This is a genomic window from Streptomyces amakusaensis (assembly GCF_039532665.1).
In the GTDB taxonomy this organism is placed as follows: Bacteria; Actinomycetota; Actinomycetes; order Streptomycetales; family Streptomycetaceae; genus Streptomyces; species Streptomyces amakusaensis.
Map to the genome: position 1 here is coordinate 24,640 of NZ_BAAASB010000014.1, position 16,527 is coordinate 41,166.

The 16,527-nt window shown below is 72.9% G+C and carries 19 protein-coding genes; 11 read left to right on the plus strand and 8 right to left on the minus strand.

Annotation, left to right across the window (positions count from 1 at the left end):
• Window positions 1-193: 193 nt before the first annotated feature.
• A complete protein-coding gene (locus ABD371_RS24130; protein WP_344480077.1) occupies window positions 194-1,213 on the plus strand; it encodes a beta/alpha barrel domain-containing protein in 1,020 nt (339 codons plus the stop codon).
• Between the two features lie 94 nt (window positions 1,214-1,307).
• The gene (locus ABD371_RS24135; RefSeq protein WP_344480079.1) at window positions 1,308-2,510 is read left to right on the plus strand and encodes a helix-turn-helix domain-containing protein; all 1,203 of its coding nucleotides are present in this window, start codon (window positions 1,308-1,310) and stop codon (window positions 2,508-2,510) included.
• Window positions 2,511-2,556: 46 nt separating this feature from the next.
• On the opposite strand, the gene ABD371_RS24140 is transcribed toward ABD371_RS24135, so the two are convergent.
• The 4 genes from ABD371_RS24140 to ABD371_RS24155 form a co-directional block, all read right to left on the minus strand.
• Complete coding sequence (locus ABD371_RS24140) at window positions 2,557-2,820, minus strand: hypothetical protein (RefSeq protein ID WP_344480080.1); 264 nt, start codon at window positions 2,818-2,820, stop codon at window positions 2,557-2,559.
• A gap of 1 nt (window position 2,821) precedes the next feature.
• Entirely contained in the window at window positions 2,822-3,421 is a 600-nt protein-coding gene (locus ABD371_RS24145; protein ID WP_344480082.1) for a hypothetical protein, read from the minus strand.
• Window positions 3,422-3,598: 177 nt separating this feature from the next.
• Window positions 3,599-3,841, minus strand: coding sequence for a DUF397 domain-containing protein (locus tag ABD371_RS24150; RefSeq protein ID WP_344480083.1), 243 nt, complete (start codon window positions 3,839-3,841; stop codon window positions 3,599-3,601).
• Window positions 3,838-4,728 (minus strand): helix-turn-helix domain-containing protein, encoded by an 891-nt coding sequence (locus tag ABD371_RS24155; protein WP_344480085.1) that lies wholly within the window; start codon window positions 4,726-4,728, stop codon window positions 3,838-3,840. Before ABD371_RS24155 ends, ABD371_RS24150 begins: the two co-directional genes overlap by 4 nt.
• Before the next feature lie 210 nt (window positions 4,729-4,938).
• On the opposite strand from ABD371_RS24155, the gene ABD371_RS24160 reads away from it, so the two are divergent.
• The 5 genes from ABD371_RS24160 to ABD371_RS24180 all read left to right on the plus strand — a co-directional run bounded on the left by ABD371_RS24160 (window position 4,939) and on the right by ABD371_RS24180 (window position 10,001).
• Window positions 4,939-6,453 carry a transcriptional regulator, XRE family protein gene (locus ABD371_RS24160; RefSeq protein ID WP_344480086.1) on the plus strand — a complete coding sequence of 505 codons (1,515 nt, stop codon included), beginning with the start codon at window positions 4,939-4,941 and terminating at the stop codon, window positions 6,451-6,453.
• A 73-nt stretch (window positions 6,454-6,526) separates the two neighbouring features.
• A complete protein-coding gene (locus ABD371_RS24165; RefSeq protein ID WP_344480088.1) occupies window positions 6,527-7,525 on the plus strand; it encodes an asparaginase in 999 nt (332 codons plus the stop codon).
• A gap of 17 nt (window positions 7,526-7,542) precedes the next feature.
• Window positions 7,543-8,013, plus strand: a complete 471-nt coding sequence (locus ABD371_RS24170; RefSeq protein ID WP_344480090.1) for a PPC domain-containing DNA-binding protein — start codon at window positions 7,543-7,545, stop codon at window positions 8,011-8,013.
• A gap of 3 nt (window positions 8,014-8,016) precedes the next feature.
• Window positions 8,017-9,261, plus strand: coding sequence for an NsdA family TPR-like regulatory protein (locus ABD371_RS24175; protein WP_344480091.1), 1,245 nt, complete (start codon window positions 8,017-8,019; stop codon window positions 9,259-9,261).
• Window positions 9,258-10,001, plus strand: a complete 744-nt coding sequence (locus ABD371_RS24180) for a creatininase family protein (protein WP_344480093.1) — start codon at window positions 9,258-9,260, stop codon at window positions 9,999-10,001. The genes ABD371_RS24175 and ABD371_RS24180 overlap by 4 nt, the downstream gene beginning before the upstream one ends.
• A gap of 140 nt (window positions 10,002-10,141) precedes the next feature.
• On the opposite strand, the gene ABD371_RS24185 is transcribed toward ABD371_RS24180, so the two are convergent.
• Together ABD371_RS24185 and ABD371_RS24190 are read right to left on the minus strand one after the other, a co-directional pair.
• Window positions 10,142-11,086, minus strand: coding sequence for an aldo/keto reductase (locus tag ABD371_RS24185; protein WP_344480094.1), 945 nt, complete (start codon window positions 11,084-11,086; stop codon window positions 10,142-10,144).
• Window positions 11,086-11,550, minus strand: coding sequence for an ATP-binding protein (locus ABD371_RS24190; protein ID WP_344480096.1), 465 nt, complete (start codon window positions 11,548-11,550; stop codon window positions 11,086-11,088). Before ABD371_RS24190 ends, ABD371_RS24185 begins: the two co-directional genes overlap by 1 nt.
• A gap of 678 nt (window positions 11,551-12,228) precedes the next feature.
• Between ABD371_RS24190 and ABD371_RS24195 the strand changes: the two genes are divergently transcribed.
• Complete coding sequence (locus tag ABD371_RS24195; RefSeq protein WP_344480098.1) at window positions 12,229-12,537, plus strand: hypothetical protein; 309 nt, start codon at window positions 12,229-12,231, stop codon at window positions 12,535-12,537.
• Window positions 12,538-12,641: 104 nt separating this feature from the next.
• Here the strand turns inward: ABD371_RS24195 and ABD371_RS24200 are convergent, their stop codons facing one another.
• On the minus strand, window positions 12,642-13,121 hold the full coding sequence (locus ABD371_RS24200; protein ID WP_344480100.1) for a hypothetical protein: 480 nt from the start codon (window positions 13,119-13,121) through the stop codon (window positions 12,642-12,644).
• 15 nt (window positions 13,122-13,136) lie between these two features.
• Window positions 13,137-14,399: a helix-turn-helix domain-containing protein gene (locus tag ABD371_RS24205; RefSeq protein WP_344480103.1), complete on the minus strand. Its 1,263-nt coding sequence runs from the start codon at window positions 14,397-14,399 to the stop codon at window positions 13,137-13,139.
• A gap of 225 nt (window positions 14,400-14,624) precedes the next feature.
• Here ABD371_RS24205 and ABD371_RS24210 point away from each other — a divergent pair, with 225 nt between their 5' ends.
• The 3 genes from ABD371_RS24210 (at window position 14,625) to ABD371_RS24220 (ending at window position 16,333) form a co-directional block, all read left to right on the plus strand.
• Window positions 14,625-14,855, plus strand: coding sequence for a DUF5999 family protein (locus tag ABD371_RS24210; RefSeq protein ID WP_344480512.1), 231 nt, complete (start codon window positions 14,625-14,627; stop codon window positions 14,853-14,855).
• A complete protein-coding gene (locus tag ABD371_RS24215) occupies window positions 14,852-15,379 on the plus strand; it encodes a hypothetical protein (protein ID WP_344480105.1) in 528 nt (175 codons plus the stop codon). The genes ABD371_RS24210 and ABD371_RS24215 overlap by 4 nt, the downstream gene beginning before the upstream one ends.
• A gap of 129 nt (window positions 15,380-15,508) precedes the next feature.
• The gene (locus ABD371_RS24220) at window positions 15,509-16,333 is read left to right on the plus strand and encodes a DUF6302 family protein (protein ID WP_344480107.1); all 825 of its coding nucleotides are present in this window, start codon (window positions 15,509-15,511) and stop codon (window positions 16,331-16,333) included.
• The last annotated feature ends 194 nt before the right edge of the window (window positions 16,334-16,527 follow it).

Consider the following 16,527-nt stretch of genomic DNA (forward strand, 5'->3'; position numbering starts at 1 on the left):
GCCCTTCTGGGTGGCGCGGTTACCGTGAACTCCTGGGCAGCTGGCGGCGGACGGGAGTGCACAGGTGGACGAACAGGAGGGCGTCGGTGGTAGTCCGATAGGGCGCCGACTGCGTGCGTGGCGTCGGCAGCGGGGCGTTACGGTCTCGGACCTTGCCGGGCTCCTGGAGATAGGCGCCGGGGAGCTGGCGGCGGTGGAGGAGGGGTCGGGCTGGTGGGACCGTCGTGGCCGTCTCCATGCGGCGGCGGGGGTGTTGCGGATCGAGGCGGAGGAGTTGACGGGTCAGCCGTACGGCGACGGGCCGGGTGCCGAGCTCGCCGAGATACGGGGATCTGTGATGCGGGTGCGACGGGTGATCACGTCCCCTCCGGTGTCGAACCCAGCTCCCGCGTTCGAAGGCGAGGAGGCGGTGCGCGGCGCGGCCGGTGAGGCCCTCCGTGCTGCCGAGGTGGGTGACGAGGAGGGGGTCGCCCGCTCTGCTGGCCGGGTCGTTGCCGCGCTCGGCGGTGCGCCTTCTGACGGCCGTGGTGCTGAGCTCCTGGTGGAGGGGGGTATGGCGGTCGCGGGGTGGTTGCGGCGGTGGGGGTACCGGGATCTGGCGTGGTCGGTGCTCCAGCGGGCGCGCGTCCGCGCCGGCCCGAGGTCCGTGCTGGTGGCGGAGGAGATGCGGGTGCTGCTGGACGGGGGCTGGCCGGGCCGGGCTCTGGAGCGGGCCGGTTGCCAGGGCGTTGCGGTGGACGCCGTGACTGGGCCCGTTGCGGCAGTGGCTCTGGCGGTTCTCGGCCGGGCTTCCGAGGCGGACGAGGTGCTGGCGGCAGCTGCGGTCGCGGCGGGCTCCGTACGGGAACTGGCCGTCGTGGACGTGGCGCGGGCGACCGCGGCGCTGGAGGCCAGCCGACCGGTGGCCGCTCTGGAACACCTCGCGCGGCTGCCGGGCGTTGAGAGCTGCGGTGCCGGGTTGTGGTGGGAGGCGCTGGTGGTGCGGGCGCTCGCCGAGGCCCGGTCGGGAGATACCCCGGCGGCGGCCGGGTCGCTGGCCACCGCGGGACGCGAATCTCCTCTGCGGACCCTGGGGGACCCCTGGGCCCGGGAACTGCTCTCCGCTCTCGCCCCCCGGGCGTTGGGGGACGACGGGATGGTGCTGCGGAATCTGGCTGCCTGGGCGGGAGTAGGCCCGCAGCCGGATCTGGCCGAAGATCACCACACGCCGTGACCGGTCCCTCTACCGTGAGGGTTCGGACTGGAGGGATCGGGGGTTCGGCGTGAACGGGGCGGACGGGGCACGGGCGGCGGTCATCGGACGGGCCGTGAAGTCGCGGAGGTTACGGCAGGGGATGAGCCTTCGGGCGTTGGCCGACCTGTCCGGGCTGTCGACGGGGTACCTGTCGATGGTGGAGAACGGGCAACGGCTCCTGGACCGCACCAGCCACATCACCGCGGTGGCCGACGCGCTGCGTGTCACGCCGTCGGAGCTGCTCACCTGGTCGTTGCCGGTCAGCGTCCGGGCCGGAGCAGCGCATGAGGCCGTCCCCGCGCTCCGGCTGCTGCTCATGGGTCTTCCCCTCGACCCGTCCGGCGGCGACCGGCCGGCGGATCCGGTGCCGGTGGATGTGCTGGCCAGGCGGGTGCGGGAGGCGAACCGGCGCTATCACGCCGCCGCGTACGACGCACTCGCGGTCAGCCTGCCCGTGCTGCTCGACGACCTCCAGCAGGCCGCCGTCAGCGCGGCCGGTCCGGCGCGGGAGCAGCTGCTGCGCCTGCTGGCCGACGCCTACCACCCGGCGTGCGCGCTGCTGCTCAAAGCGCTCGGCTACGTCGATCTCGCGTGGATGGCGGTCACCCGGGCCGCCGAGGTGACCGCCGAGCTCGACGACCCGGTCCGCACCGCCTCTTCCGGCTTCTTCCACGCCCACATCCTGCTTGCGGCGGGCAGTCCCGGCCAGGCCCTGGCCCGCGCCCGGTCCGCGGCCGACCAGCTCCAGCCGCGTCTCGGACGCGGGCCGGCCGCCGAGGCGCTCCTCGGCGAGCTCCACTTGATCTCCGCCTCCGCGCTCACCCAGCTCGGACGCGGCACGGGCCAGGAGGGCGACGACGTTCGTGGTCACCTCGCCGAGGCCGAGCGTCTCGCGGCGCGGACCGGGGAGGTCACCGCGTGGCACCTGAACTTCGGGCCGGCGAACGTAGGTGTCCACCATGTCAGTCTGAATGCCGCCCTCGGGCTCCATCCGGAGGCCGCCGAGGCCGGGGAGCGGGTGCACCCGGGGCAGGTCGCCACCGCGGGCCGGCGCGCTGTCCTCCACGCCGACCTCGCCCGCGCGTACGCTCACCTTCCCAGCCACCACGAGCAGGCCGTCCGGCACCTCCTGGACGCGGAAGCGGCAGCGCCGCAGCGAATCCACGCCGACCCCGTCGCCCGGGACACCGCCGCCCACCTCATTACCCGCTCCCGCACCACCGCCGACCGGCGCGCCCTCTCCGGGCTCGCACGCCGGATGAACCTACCGTCGTGAGGGGTTTTCGTGGCGGCAGTTGTCGCCACCCTGCTGATGGGAAGTGTCAGCCCCAGAGGCCGCGCACGACCTGTACGGCGGTGACAACGGCGACGGCATCGGATACGTAGTACTGCACGATCGACCCGGCGACGGTGATCTGCCTGCGGTGTTCCTCCTGGCCCCGGCGGACGGGGCTGGAGCCGTGGCCATACGGGTTCTGTCCCAGGCTGCGCTGCAGCTCGGTGTCGAAGCGCCGGCGGTAGGCGTCGTCCATCCCGGCGTGGACCTTCTCCGCCTGTCCGGCGTACTGGACTCGGTATTTGGCCATGTCAGGCCACCGCCTCGTCGCCGTGCCCGCCGCGGGCGGTGGGGGTGTTGGCGCGGAGCTGGGCCACGACGGCGTCGGTCTCGGCCGTCACCGCATCGGGGGTGGCGTACTGGAGGATCGTGAAGTGCAGCAGGTGCGCCGGTGTGGAGGCGACCTCCGCGTCGAACTCGGCCCGCCGGTCGCCTTCGAGCCGTGCGTGGACGCCGGCGATGGTGGCGGGGACCTCCACAGTGCCCTGTCCGGTGTAGGGGATGAACCAGACCGGGGAGTCGCCCTCAATGTCGGGGAGGTGGACCTGCTCGCCGGTCTCGTCGGTGACGCCGGTGAAGTCGCCGTCCAGAAGCCGGGCCACGGTGTCCGGGTCCTGCTGCCGGGCGGCGGGCGGCACAGCGGCTTCAAGGACGACGAAGACCAGGTGCTGCCCCGGGGTCCGCGCGAGCCGGTCCTCGAACGCGGACAGTCCCTCGGGACTGAGGCGGGCCCGGATACCGGCCGGTGCCGACGGCACACGCACCGAGCCCCCTGCCAGCGGAAGGCTCCAGAACGGCTCCGGTTCCATGCTCTTCTCCCTGATGGCCAGTCCGACAGTGAAGGAAGTCAAGGAGCCACCGTAGCGGCAGGAACCTGCCCGGAAAGGAGCGAATCGGTCTTCCTTCACACGATCGGGGGACCATCCGGGCCTCCCTAGCGACAGGGGTTCAGCACCTCGGCAGTCATCAGGGGGTGTGCCGCGCGGCACACCCCCTGATGACGTCGGCCCCGTGCCGAGTACTTCGGGTCAGCCGGTCTGGGTGCGACGGTCGAACTGTCCTTCTCGTACGCTGCGGAGGAAGGAGCGGATCTTCGGCGAGGTGACGACGAGCGGGGTGTGGGTGGGGTTCTTGGTGTCGCCGATGAGGACATGGCCGGCGGCGGTGCCCATCATGACGCAGTCGCCCCCGCCTCCGCTGTGGGAGGAGACCACCCAGGCGACCTGGGTGAGGTCGAGGTCGGCGGGGTCGGGCTTGGGGTGGTGGGTCATGTCCGCAGCTCCTTGATCATGTGCTGCAGACCGATGCGCGGGTGGCCGGGCACCAGGGCCCGGTCCCACAGTCCGGAGTAGACCTCGGTGTAGGCCCGGACATCGGTCGTCCCCTCGAAATACACCGAGTGGGTCATGGTCTCCACGCACACCAGGTCCGGGGTCGCGTCGTCGAAGTGGAAGACGACGAACGGCCCGGCGGCTCCGGGGTGGATCACGGGTTCGAACGGCAGGATGCGGATCTCGTGACGCTGTTCGTCCGCGGCGTCCAGGAGGTGTTCGAGCTGTTCCCGCATGGCAGTGGGGTCGCCGACGGAGCGGGTGAGGGCGCGTTCGCAGATCAGCGCGCGGAAACGCTGGTCGCCCTGGGCGAAGGCCTTCTGCCTGCTGATGCGCAGGGTGGCCAGGCCCTCCACCTCTTCCGGGGCGAGGTCGGGGCGCAGGAGGGCGATGAGGCGGCGGGCGTAGCCGTGGGTCTGGAGCAGGCCGGGGATGAGGTCGGTCTGGAAGCTGGTGATGTGGTCGGCCCGGCGTTCGAGGCTGAGGAACGGCTCGAAGCTCATCGCGGTGATGAGGGCGCTGTGGGTACGCCAGAGGGCGGGGCGCCGGCGGCGGGTGGTGTCGACGCTGAGGAGGCCGAGGACCTGGGCGGTCTTGTCGGGGCCGGCGCCGTAGTGGTCGAGGAGAGCCTCGGCCATTTCTCTGGTGACGCGCCGTTTGCCCTGTTCGATGCGGCTGAGGGTGCCGGTGTCGGACTTGATGCCGCGCGCCTGGAGGTGGGCGACGACCTGGGTGAGGTTCAGCTCGCAGGAGTCTCTCAACTCTTTGAGCGCGCTGCCGATCTGGCTGCCCGGGAGGGAGGCGGCGGGCTCGTTGGTCTGCGACATGGCGATAGTCTGCCCGGTCCGGCGGTGGGCGACAACCGGTCAACCGCGCAAGTTACGGCGCAGATTGCGCCATCCGGTTGCCAACTGTCAGGTGGAGGAGCATTCTGGCGAGGGTCACCGCGCGTGGTCGCACTGTTGCCTCGTGTTGGCATATGCCGCTGCTCGCCGCACCGTGACGGGTCCGGGCCCCTTGTGAGAGGAGAGCTGACGATGCCGCGCCCGACGCTGTTCCGAGTGCTGCTCCAGCAGCGGCACTGGGACGACTGGGCCGTGTTCGACACGCGCTTCCAGGAGACGGCCCGGCAGGTGGGCGCGGAGCTCGGCTCTGCGGCGGTCTCCTCGGCGACGGTTCCGCAGCGGACGTTCGCCCGCTGGTTCTCGGGCACGTGGTTCGGATCCCCCCAGCGGCACGCCGTTCCGGTGTTGGAGCGGATGCTCGGCTTCTCGTGTGCGGAGCTGTTCCTCCCGGCGCCCGATGTCCTGCACGCTTCGGCCGCGGTCCACGAGCGGCCCGGCGTGGACGCCTCCGTGCGGATCGGCGAGCGGTGGGCGACGTCGCGGCTGTTCCTGTCGCTGACCGAGAGCGCGGCTGACGCCTGGGAGCTGTGCGGCCGGGGAAGTCTGGACGGCACGACGGTCGCGGTGCAGTTCCACCCCGCCGTCCGGGACCGGAGCGGCCGGCTGCGGCTGCACCCTGCGGAGGAGGACGTGCTGCACGGCTTCGTCCGCCCGGCCCGCCGCGGTGTGGTGGTGGGTGTCGAGGAGCGCGGCAACGGGGAGTCCGGCCTGTATGCGGTGGACGCGGCCGCCGTCCGGCGGAGCCTGGCCGGGGCGAGCGGCAAGGACGGTGCCGTCGTCGTGCCGGGCGCGCACGAGCTCGACGATCTGACGTACGGGATCCTGTGGTCGCTGGTTCAGCTTGACGACGGGCTCCTCGCGCACGACCGGGCGCTGGACGAGGAGCATCGGGCGTTGGAGGCGTATCTGCCACTGGAGCGGTCGGCGTTGAGCCGGGGGGCGTTGCCGGGGCTGACGGGGGCGGCGGCGGGGTGGATGGGGTCGGCGTTCTGCGCCCGGTACATCGGCCGCCGGCTGGAGCGGGTGTCGGCGGCGCCGGTGTTCTGGACGCGGGAGCAGACCGGTGAGGAGAGTGCGCCGTGGTTGTTCTTCGCGCACAAGGTGGACTATCTGACGGAGCTGGGGGCGCGGTTCGGCGGGGCGCCGGATCCGATTGTGCGGGTGTTCGTGGTGCCGGAGGAGCAGGTGCGGCGCTCGCCCCGGTATGAGCGGCTGCTGCTGTTCCTGGCGGTGGCGTTGATGGAACGATTGGGCATCACGGTCCGCGTTGTCGTCGACGAGGGGTTCGCCGGGGTGGACGGCTTCGCACTCGTCTTGGGCGAGCGGGTGGTGGTGGCGAACTGGGTCCGTACCGAGGAGGTGTGGGCCGCGCGGACGACGACGGAGCGGCGGGAGCTGGCCGCGTACCGGGACACCGTCGGCGAGGCGACGGCGCTGGACACCCTGAAGCAGGGCGAGGGCCCGGCCGGTCGGCTGCGGGCTCTGGCCGGTCTTCTCGGGCTGGAGTGGGGGTGGCTGGTCGGCCGCTGCCGGGACCTGGGGTCGAGCGGGGTGACGGGCATGGTCGTGCCCCGCAGCCGGCTGATCACCCTGTCCGCGCTGGAGGACACCCTCGTCTTCGTCGGCGCCCTCGATCCGGCCCGATGACCACACCGAGTACGGCCCGTGTGGCCGGTATCTGTTCCTGGCTTCGCCCCATTTCGTGAAAGGTGGCGTGTTGATGAGTGACCCATCGTCGAGCCGTCCGGTGGTGCTGGTGCTGTCCCTGGGCGGCACGATCGCCATGACCCGTACTCAGGGGGAGGGCGGGGCGGTGCCGCGGCTGACGGCGGCGGACCTGCTGGGCGCGGTCCCCGGCATCGGCCGGGTCGCCGATCTGGTGGCGGAGGACGTGTCGCGGCTGCCCGGGGCGTCGCTGCCGGTGGAGACCGTGGTGGGGGTGGCCAAGCGGATCCGGGCCGCGGAGGCGGAGGGCGTGGCCGGGGTGGTGATCACGCAGGGCACCGACACGCTGGAGGAGACGGCGTGGCTGCTCGACCTCCTGTACGGGGGGCTGTTGCCGGTGGTGCTGACCGGGGCGATGCGCAACCCGTCCCTGCCGGGCGCCGACGGCCCCGCGAACCTCCTGGCGGCCGTGCAGACCGCGGTGGCCCCCGGGCTGCGGGGGGCGGGGGCGGTGGTGGTGTTCGCGGACGAGATCCACACGGCCCGCCGGGTCCGGAAGGTCCATTCCAGCAGCATCGCCGCGTTCGCCTCCCCCGGGGCCGGGCCGGTGGGACATGTCGTCGAAGGCGCCCCCCGTCTGTTCACCACCCCGCCCCGTACCCCCGCCGTGCCGGCACCGACGAGGTCGGGGGTGCGGGTGGAGGTCGTCACGGCCGTGCTCGGCAGCTCCGGCGTCCTGCTGGAGGGCCTGGAGGACCGGGTGGACGGGCTGGTGGTCGCCGCGTTCGGCGTCGGCCACGTCCCTGCCGACTGGGTCCCGCGGCTGGAGAGGATCGCCGGGCGGATTCCCGTCGTGCTGGCGTCCCGCACCGGCAGCGGCAGCACCCTCACCGGCACGTACGGGTTCCCCGGCTCGGAGAGCGACCTGCTGGCCCGCGGTCTGATCGGCGCCGGAACCCTGGACCCGCTCAAAGCCCGGCTGCTCCTGCTCGCGCTCCTCGCCGGCGGCGCCGACCGTGTCGGGGTCGCCTCCGCCTTCCCCCGCTACCACTGACCCCTGGGAGACACCTGATGCGCGCTGCGCAATTCACCACCGGCCGCCGGTTCGTCCTGGTCATGGACCACGGCGAGGACTTCCTGCCCACCCTGGAGAAGTTCTGCGCCGAGCACCAGGTGCACTCCGGGCACATCCCCACTTTGATCGGCGGCCTCTCCCACGCCCGTCTGGTGGGCACCTGCGAACCGCTGGAGCGGCCCGGGGAGCCGTTGTGGGACGCGGTGGAGGTCGAGTACCTGGAAGCGGTCGGCGGCGGCACCCTCGCCCTCGACCCCGCGACCGGCCGGCTCGCCCCGCACATCCATCTCTCCACCGGCCTCAAGGGCGACGGTGCCCACGCCCGCACCAGCCACCTCCTCGGCGCGACCGTGCAGTTCGTCGCCGAACTCGTCATCGAGGAGATCCTGCGCCCCACCCTCATCCGGCCCCGGAGCCCGGACCTCTTCGACGTCCCGCTGCTCACCTTCGCCCCGTCGGAGGAATGACCTGTGCCGGTACGGATGACCCTGTTCGCCGAGCTGGTGCGCGAGCGCGAGTGGACGCTGCTGGAGACGTTCAACCTGCACTACACCCGCACCGCGAACGAACTCGCCGATACCACCGGCAACCCGCGGCTGCGGGGTATGGCGGTCCCCCGGCGCACCTTCGACCGCTGGATGACCGGACGTCTCACCGGCCTGCCCCAGCGCGACACCCGCCTCGTGCTCCAGACCCTGCTCGGAGCGCCGGCCGAACGGCTCTTCGAGACCACCGACGACGCGGACGGGCCCCTGCACACCCTGTACGGGGACGCGGCTCCCTCGATCTCCCCGGGGGCGCGGGGGCGGGTGAACCCGGGGCTGGCTCCGCACTGGACGGGACTGCTCGGGGTGCTCGCCGCCGCCGACAACACCACCGGCCCCCAGCTGGTGCACACCACGATCACCGGTGAACTGGTGGTGATCCGGGACTACCGTGCCCGCGCGAGCGGCCCGGCCCGCGACGCGCTGCTGGGGGTGGAGAGCCGGTGGGCGGAGTTCGCCGGCTGGACGGCCGACAACCTCGGTGACGGCAACGGGGCCCGGTGGCTCGGGCACGCCTTCGATCTCGCCCGCGAGGCGCGGGACCGCCCGATGGAGGCGTATGTGCTGATGCGCCAGGCCCAGCGGGCCGCCGAACAGCACCAGGCCCAGGCCGCGATTGACCTGGCGACCGCCGCGCTCGCGGCCGACGGGGCCTCCGACCGGGACCGGGCCCTGTCCGCCGTCCGGCTCGCCCACGGCCACGCCCTGGCCGGCGACGCCGCCGCGTCCGCGGCCCTGCTGGAGAAGGCACGGCGCCTGGTCGAGCGGGCGGATGCGACCGACACCGGCGACCCGGCCGTCATCGGGCACCACTGCGTCCTCGCCTACATCAGCGCCTACGAGGCGTACTGCCAGCTCCTCCTGGACCGCCCCGACCGGGCCGTGGCCATCCTCCAGCCGCTCCTCACCGGCTGGCCGGCGGCATACCGGCAGGACGAACACCTGGCCCGTGCCTGGCTCGCCCAAGCCCTCCTCGCCCACGGCGAGCCGGCCGAAGCCGCCGTCCACGCCGCGGCCGTCCTCACCCGCACCGCGAGCGGAGGATCCGCCCGGATCCTGAACACCCTCACCGCCCTGGAGCAGCGGATGCCCGCCGGGCGGAGCGCACCGGGTGAAGTCGTCCACTTCCGATCGGCGCTGGGCCTGGCACACGACAGGATGGGCCCATGAGAATAACGACCGCGACCATGACCGACGAGGCCGCCCGCGACGCGAACGTGGCAGTGCTGCCCATCGGCAGCTTCGAGCAGCACGCCGCCCACCTACCGCTCACCACCGACACCCTCGTCGCCGCCGCCGTCGCCGAAGCGGCCGCCGCCGCGTACGGACTGTTCCTCCTGCCACCGGTCACGATCAGCTGCTCGCACGAGCACGCCGACTGGCCCGGCACGGTGAGCATCAGCGCGACCACCCTCACCGCCGTGGTCGGCGACATCGCCCGCTCCCTCGAAGGCTCAGGGATCCGCCGGCTGGTCCTGGTCAACGGCCACGGCGGCAACTACGTCCTGTCCAACATCGTCCAGGAGGCCAACACCCACCCGGGCCCCGAAGGACCGAGGATGGCGCTCTTTCCCCGCCCCGAGGACTGGAACGCCGCCCGCGAGGCGGCAGGACTGCTGACCACCGCCCACGAGGACATGCACGCCGGGGAGATCGAGACCAGCCTCCTCCTCCACCTCCACCCCGACCTGGTCCGCGACGGATATCAGGACGCCGACCACCTCGCCGACCGCCCCCACCTCCTCGTCCACGGCCTGCGCCCCTACACCCCCACCGGTGTCGTCGGCCGTCCCTCCCTCGCCACCGCCGCCAAGGGCAAGACCGTCCTCACCGCGCTCACGAGCGCGTTCCAGGACACCTTCACGGCCATCAACTCACCCGCTGCGCAGGGAGGGGAACCGGGCGCCTGAGCCGACACCCGGGGCGCGGTGGGTCATCAGCGCCGCCGGACCGGGCCGAGCCCGGCCGTCTGTGATGCTCCCTCGATGCCGTCCGTCCCGGGTTCAGCAGCAACCGGGCCAGTCGGTGGGCGCTGACCCTTTCGTTCCGCTCACCTCGGCACGCCGGCCCGGGCGGCAGCCGGGTCCCCGCCGGTGACGGCTGACCGGAGCGCGCCGTACGTTGCGTCCAGCAACTGGAGATCGGCTTCGCTCAGCGGCTCCCCCAGCTGCACGAGGGAGCCGGTCTCCAGCACGGCGACGCTCCCCGGCACGCGTGCAAGGCAGTATCGCAACACCGCCCTCTCCAGCCCTCCGTGTCCCGGGTCGAACCGGTCCCGCAACACCCCCAGCCCCACATCCTCCGGCGAGGCCCCGGACGGGACGGGGGAGCGGAGAGCGCTGGGAGGGGCGAGCACCAGCCCGACCCCGTGGCGGCGGGCGAAGGACAGCAGATCCTCCCGGCCGACCCGCACCAGGGGAGTCAACGAGGTGAGACGGCACCAGATCACCTCCGGCCCCACCGCCTCGAACGCCCGCACGAACCCCGGGTGCTCGTCCGCGAGATGCCCGGCGGCCGGGGCCGGGGCGGCCAGTCCGACCGCGCCGACCATCTCCATCTCCCGCAGGGTCCGCATCTGGTCCGCGACACAGCCCAGATAGCGTTCGCCCGGGCCGAAGTCACCCGACGCGAGGGTGTAGAGCGCCAGGCGCTCCGCATAGAGGTTCTCCAGCGTCTGCTGGAACTGAAGCCGCACCCGCGGGCCCGCGTACGGGTGCGGCGCCGTGCCCCGCAGTGTTCCCACCTTGCTGCCCACCTCCAGCCCCGCATCGGGATACTCGCGCAGCAGGCGGCCCAGCAGCCGCTCGCCGTGGCCGTCCCCACAGGAGTCGGCGGTGTCGAAGAACCTCGCGCCGCGCTCCACCGCGTCGCGCAGCCCGCTCAGCAGCCGGTCGTCACCACGGTGGTCCCCCGGCCACGTGTCCGGAAGGGTGCAGTGCACCCCGACCCGAACGTCGGGCCACCGGTCCGGCCGGGCCGGCGTCATGCCTTCCATCAGCACGGGGCCTCCGCCGTACGGAACATCGCGACCACGTTCTTGCCCTCCAACGTCGGCTCGACCCAGTACGACGAGCTGACCTCCGCCACCAGCGCTATCCCCCGGCCGTTCTCCTCTTCGGAACCCGACCCGGCGGTCAGGGCCAGCGCGGCGGCGGACCGGAGCACAGGGACGGCGTCAATATCCGTGCCGGTGTCCGCCACCTCGACGAGCACCGCGCAAGGGAAGAGGCCCACGGTCAGGGTGACCGGGCCGCCGACGTGCCGGACCGCGTTCCCCACAAGCTCGCTCGTCACCAGGAGAGCACCGTCGAGCTGGTCCTCGGAAACGCTCCCGGCCAAGACCTCGCGAACGCGGCGCCGGGCGACAGCTGCGGCAGCGAGCCCGGCGAGCGCGACCACCACGTGCCGCATCAGCACACCCAGGTCCCCGGGCCGATGACCCATTTCCGTCGGCACCATCCTCGCCTCCACACGGTCACGACTGACTGCCGGATCCCACGTTTCCCTCCCTCGCGCGGCATCTCTACGCCAAACCCCGGCCAAACCATGGCCACCTTGCCCCCGCACCCCGAAAACGGCCTCCCGGACGCCAACGCCGCACAGATCACCAACGGCAACCCGCCCACCAGCCCTTGACTGCAAAAGTGCAGCCCAGAGGAGGCTTGAAGACGGCCCTCCACCGCGAAGACCGGGCACCCTCGTGGGACCCGAAGACCGAGGGAGGCCGGGCCTGCCGGCCGGCAAAGGTGGCCACGGTATGGCCATGGTTTGGCGTAGAGATGCCAGCGCCCATCCGGAATTCTCGTCTCTGCACAACACCGGCCGGTCCGGCTGGGAGCGCCTGCTTCGACGCCGTTCACCGCCGTGAACGCTGCTGCGACTCCGCCGCCTAACATCCCGGCTCCCGGCCACTCCGACCCGCCCCGACTCCCTGGAGTACCCGTCATGCTCGCGCCCACCGTGCCCTTTCCGGCACGCCAGTTCCCTGCCGCTCCCCGGCGGACCACTGGATGGTGCGGTGCGCCCCGGGCTCTCTGGCACCGGATCAGCACGTCGCCGCCCGCAGCCGGGCAGGACTTGCGGTGCCTTCCCGCACCGGTTCTGTGTGCCCGGGCCTTGGCCGTGGTCGACCGCCTCATGGCCGACGACGAACCTCTTGCCCGCGACGAGGACACGCTCGCGGCGCTGTGCCGGGACCTCGCCGCCCACACCCGGGCGCTGCCCCGGGCGCTGAAGGCGGAGCGGGCTTTCACGGCGGAGGCCGAGGCGGCTTCGGACCGGGCCCGGCGATTTCTCCGCCGGGCCGGTGAGGAGACCGGCTTCGGCGCGGTGATCTCGATGCTCATGGCGGCGGAGTCGGTGCGCGAACTCGCCGCCCTGGTCACCCCCACTCTGGCCTCCCGGCCGGTCAACCCGCTGTTGGGCATGCCGGGAGGTGCCCGATGAACCGTCCCGTTCCTTGTCGCCGGCGCGATGGCAGAAGGTTGGCGCGATCCGACGCTCACCCGGCCGGGGACCGATCCGGTGTCGCGCTCGGCTCTTCGCCGGAGTCAGCGGCTCGCGCCCTCCGGCCACAGGACCGTGAATGGCTTGCCGGTTCGGCGGGCGTAGGCGACGACGTCCGCTGTGCCGCCGAAGCCGCGGGCAGGATGACCGTCCCACACCGCGAGCAGTTCGTCGCAGCGGTCGGTGAGGATTTCGCTCCCCGCCTGGTGGGCCTCCGAGGTGGATGCGGTCATCCCGGTCCGGTGGACTGCGGCGGCCTGGCTGAGCAGGGTGTCGTAGTCGGGGTGGTGCCAGTCGGGGAGCCCGGCCCGGTATTCAACGGCCGGGATGACGACCTCCAGGCGCCCGCCGACAGCCAGGACGGCCTGCGCCCACCAGGCGTCGGGACCGTCGGCGATGCAGCTCACCGCCACCAGGTCGGCCGGGTCGTACGCCTTGGCCTTTTCGGCGAGGAGGCGGCGTACGTCCTCGGCGACGGGGTCGGGCAGGCCGCGGTGCCCGGTGATGCCGACTCGCAGGGGCATGGGCGGGTCCTTTCTTTACAGGTATGCGGTGTGGAGGAGGGTGTCGAACTCGTCCGCGTACGTGCCGGTCGTGCGTCCGGCGGCGCGGCGGAACTGGCGGGCCTGGTCGGCGATCCGGCCGGAGGCGAGGCGCAGTCCGGTGTGCAGGGCGCGGGTGGCGAGGGTGAAGGCGGCTTCGGGGTCGCGGTCGCGGGTCAGGTGGGTGGTGGCGGCGGTCAGGGTGATCAGGGCTCGCTGTTTGTCGTGTCCGCCGGTGACCGCGGTGGTGAGGTCGTGGTCGGTGACGCGGATGCGGGGGGTGTCGGGGAGGCGGGCGGCGCAGGCGAGGCGGCAGGCGCTGAGTTTGCGTTCGTCGAAGGTGAAGATCCACGGCCAGGCGACGGGGTCGGCGTGCGAGATGCGGCCGGTGTGGCGGGCGGCTGCGGCGAGGGCTCGGTCGCATGCGGCGGGGTCGTGGGCGGCGGCGTGGGCGAGGGCCTCGATGGAGGCGAGCCAGGCGGCGGCGAGCGGCGGCGGGGGGCCGGTGAACTGGCGGCGGGCCTGATCGAGGCGGCGGAGCGCGGTGGTGGGGTGTCCGGTTTCGGCGTCGAAGGAGGCGAGGCTGCCGAGTTGGTAGGCGGTCAGGAGTTCGTTCTGCGCGCTCTGGGCGGTGGTGATCGCGGTGCCGTACCAGCGGCGTGCGGAGCCGTGGTCGGCCATGTCCCAGGCGAGCCAGGCGGTGAAGGAGGCGGCTTCGGACGCGGCGGCGGCCATCCGCTGGTGCTGGACGGGATCGGTGGTCCTGCCCGTCATGGTCTGGATGAGGCGCAGGTGGGGGTGCGCGACGTCGGCGAGGTCCCGCGAGGGGGTGGTGGCGTCCAGACGGCGGTAGGCGGAGGTGACTTGGCGCAGCCCGTTGGGCTCGACGGCTCCGGGGTCCGGCTGCTGTTGGACGGCTTCGGCGCGCAGGGGGACGGTCGCCGCGACCGCGCCGGCGAGGAAGCCTCGTCGTTGCATGGAATCTTCACCCCCTGTCGGTTGGTGGGCCAGCCCCACCAGGTCATGCGGAAGCTGGACGGTGGTGGCGATCCGGGCGAGGGGGTCTATCGCGTAGCCGCCGATGCCCCGGTTCTCCAGTCGCCACAGCGCCGTCTGGGACATCCCGCACTGGTCGGCGAACTGCCGTTGGTCCATCCCCAGGATCTGTCTGACCCGGCGGATGACCGCGCCGTAATTCCCCTCCAGGGCAGCGTCCTTGAGGTCTCCGAAGTCGTACCAGTTGACTGTCTCGCTCCCCATGGTAGGCAGCATCCCACGCTGTGGCGGGGAGTTGATTCGCTTCGCGCGTACGGTGATGCGCCCGGCGGGTCAGCCCTGGATCACACGGCGGCAGTCCGGTTGGCTTGCCCCTCTGCAAGCGCACCAACACGTTCCGTTCCCCCGCAGCTCCATCTTCCGTTCCTGTCGAAGGAGGACGTCGTGCCGATGCCGTCCCGGCTCCCCGCAAGCCACCCGTCCAGTCCGGTGCTCGCCAGCCCTGGGAGCGCCGGATCGGTCGAGTGCCCGCATCAGCCCCGGTGCCCGGCCGCCGCCGACGCCGACCGCGACGCGGCCCGTACGGTTGCTTCGCATCCGGAACAGGGGTGGAGCAGGCTCTGCAACGGGGTACTGCTGTTCGAGGACCTGGGGGAGCTCCTTCCGGCCGGAGGGGTCATCGCGCCCCGCCGTGCCGCCTTCGCGGGGGTGGCCGCGTGAACAGCAACTCCCACCGCGCCTCGCTCTGGCCTCCTCGTTCGAGCGATCCCGCCGCCCTGCTGGAGGCGTACGCCGACGTGCTCGGGTGGCCGCTGCTCGCGGACGGCGTAGGGATGCCGGTCGACCGGGTGCTTCGGCTTCTGGTCGGTGCTGCGGACCTGGTGGTCGCCACCCGGTGCCGGGACGCCGGTCTGGACGCGGTCGTCCTGGGGCCGAGGGCGGGCCGGAAGGCGAACAGGCTGCTGGAGAAGCACCCGGTCTTTCAGCCCGGCGCGATGCCGGTCCCGGTCCTGCGCGGTCCGGACGGCGTCACCCTGCTGATCCGCGCGGGCACGGCCGCCGCGCTGGAGGGTCTGCGCGGCGTGCGGATCGTCACCGGGAAGGAGCTGCTCCCGCTGCCGCCGACCCGGGGCGTGGTGTGGGACACCCCTCCGTGGCATCCACTCCACCGGCGGCCTGCGGTGTTCCCGGGCGGGGCCGATCTTCTTCCGGTGCTGGAGAGCGCGCTGTCCGCCCGGGTGTAGCGCCCCACCGTCCCTCTCCCCTCTGTCCTTCCTCCGATGGGATCGGTCATGACCCCCTTTGTCTGTACCGCTGAGCCGACGAGTGCCGCCCCTGGTCTGCCGGACGTGTCGCGCGCGGCCGGTATGGCGGTGTCGATCGAGGTACCCCAAGTCGCCTCCGCGGCGTGGCCACCTCTCGACGCGGCTCTCCTGGCGGGGGCGGTGGTGCTGCGGTTCCCGGGCTCGGGTGCGGACGGGGTGCTCGCGGTTCCTTCGGGGCCGGGCCGGCTGGGCGGGTCTCTTGAGGTCCCGCGTCCGGTCGTCGCGGAGGTTGCCCAGGTGCTCGCGGCCCTTCCCCGGTTCGAGAACGTGCGGGCGGTGCCCGATGGGCGGGGCGGGGTCCGGGTGGTGTGGGGCGCGTCGTGTCCGGCCCGGATCAGCGGTGCGGGGCGCCGCCGGTTCTACCGGGGCGCGGCCACCGACTGGACGGGCGGCTCTCCGGCCGCCGGGATGGCCGGTCCGCTGGCGCTGCGGGACGCGGTGACGCTCGACGCGCTCGCGCACGGTACGCCGGTCGGCACGCTGATCGCCTGCGGTCTCGCCGCGGACGAGCGGGAGGTGCACGAGCGGCTCGTCGCGGCGGGTGAGGTGCTGACCGGCTGGCGGGGGATGACGTGGACGGCCCTCGTGCACGCGGCGGTGTGCCGGGGCGTGGTTCCGGCCGTGCCCGCGCGGCCGGTGAGCCTGGGACCGGCGGGGCTGGCCCTGCTCAACGCCTGGGCGTCCGGGGCACCCCGAATCAGGAGCGCCGATCTCGCCGGAGGGCCGGGCGCGCTGCGCGAGCTGGAGCGGTCGGTGTGTGAGCGGCTGGGGGCCCGGTCGGAACCGCACGCCGTGCTGCGGGGCCATGAAGCCGGGCTGCTCGGCCCCGGCGAACCCGGAGCCGAGAGGCCCGGCTGGAGCCGGGGGCCCTGAGCCCGCCCGGCCCATCAGACGACCGTCCCGGGGTGAGCGCACACTCCGGCCCCGGCGGCTCCCCCCGTGGTCACGGGTCCGGAGGCGCCCCGGGACGGTCTGGGTCCGGCAGGTCGTGAACGGTGGCGCGAACGCCGTGATCGACACGCCGGGCCGAAGGGCCCCGGCTCGGGAGCCGGGGCGAGCCCGCGGCG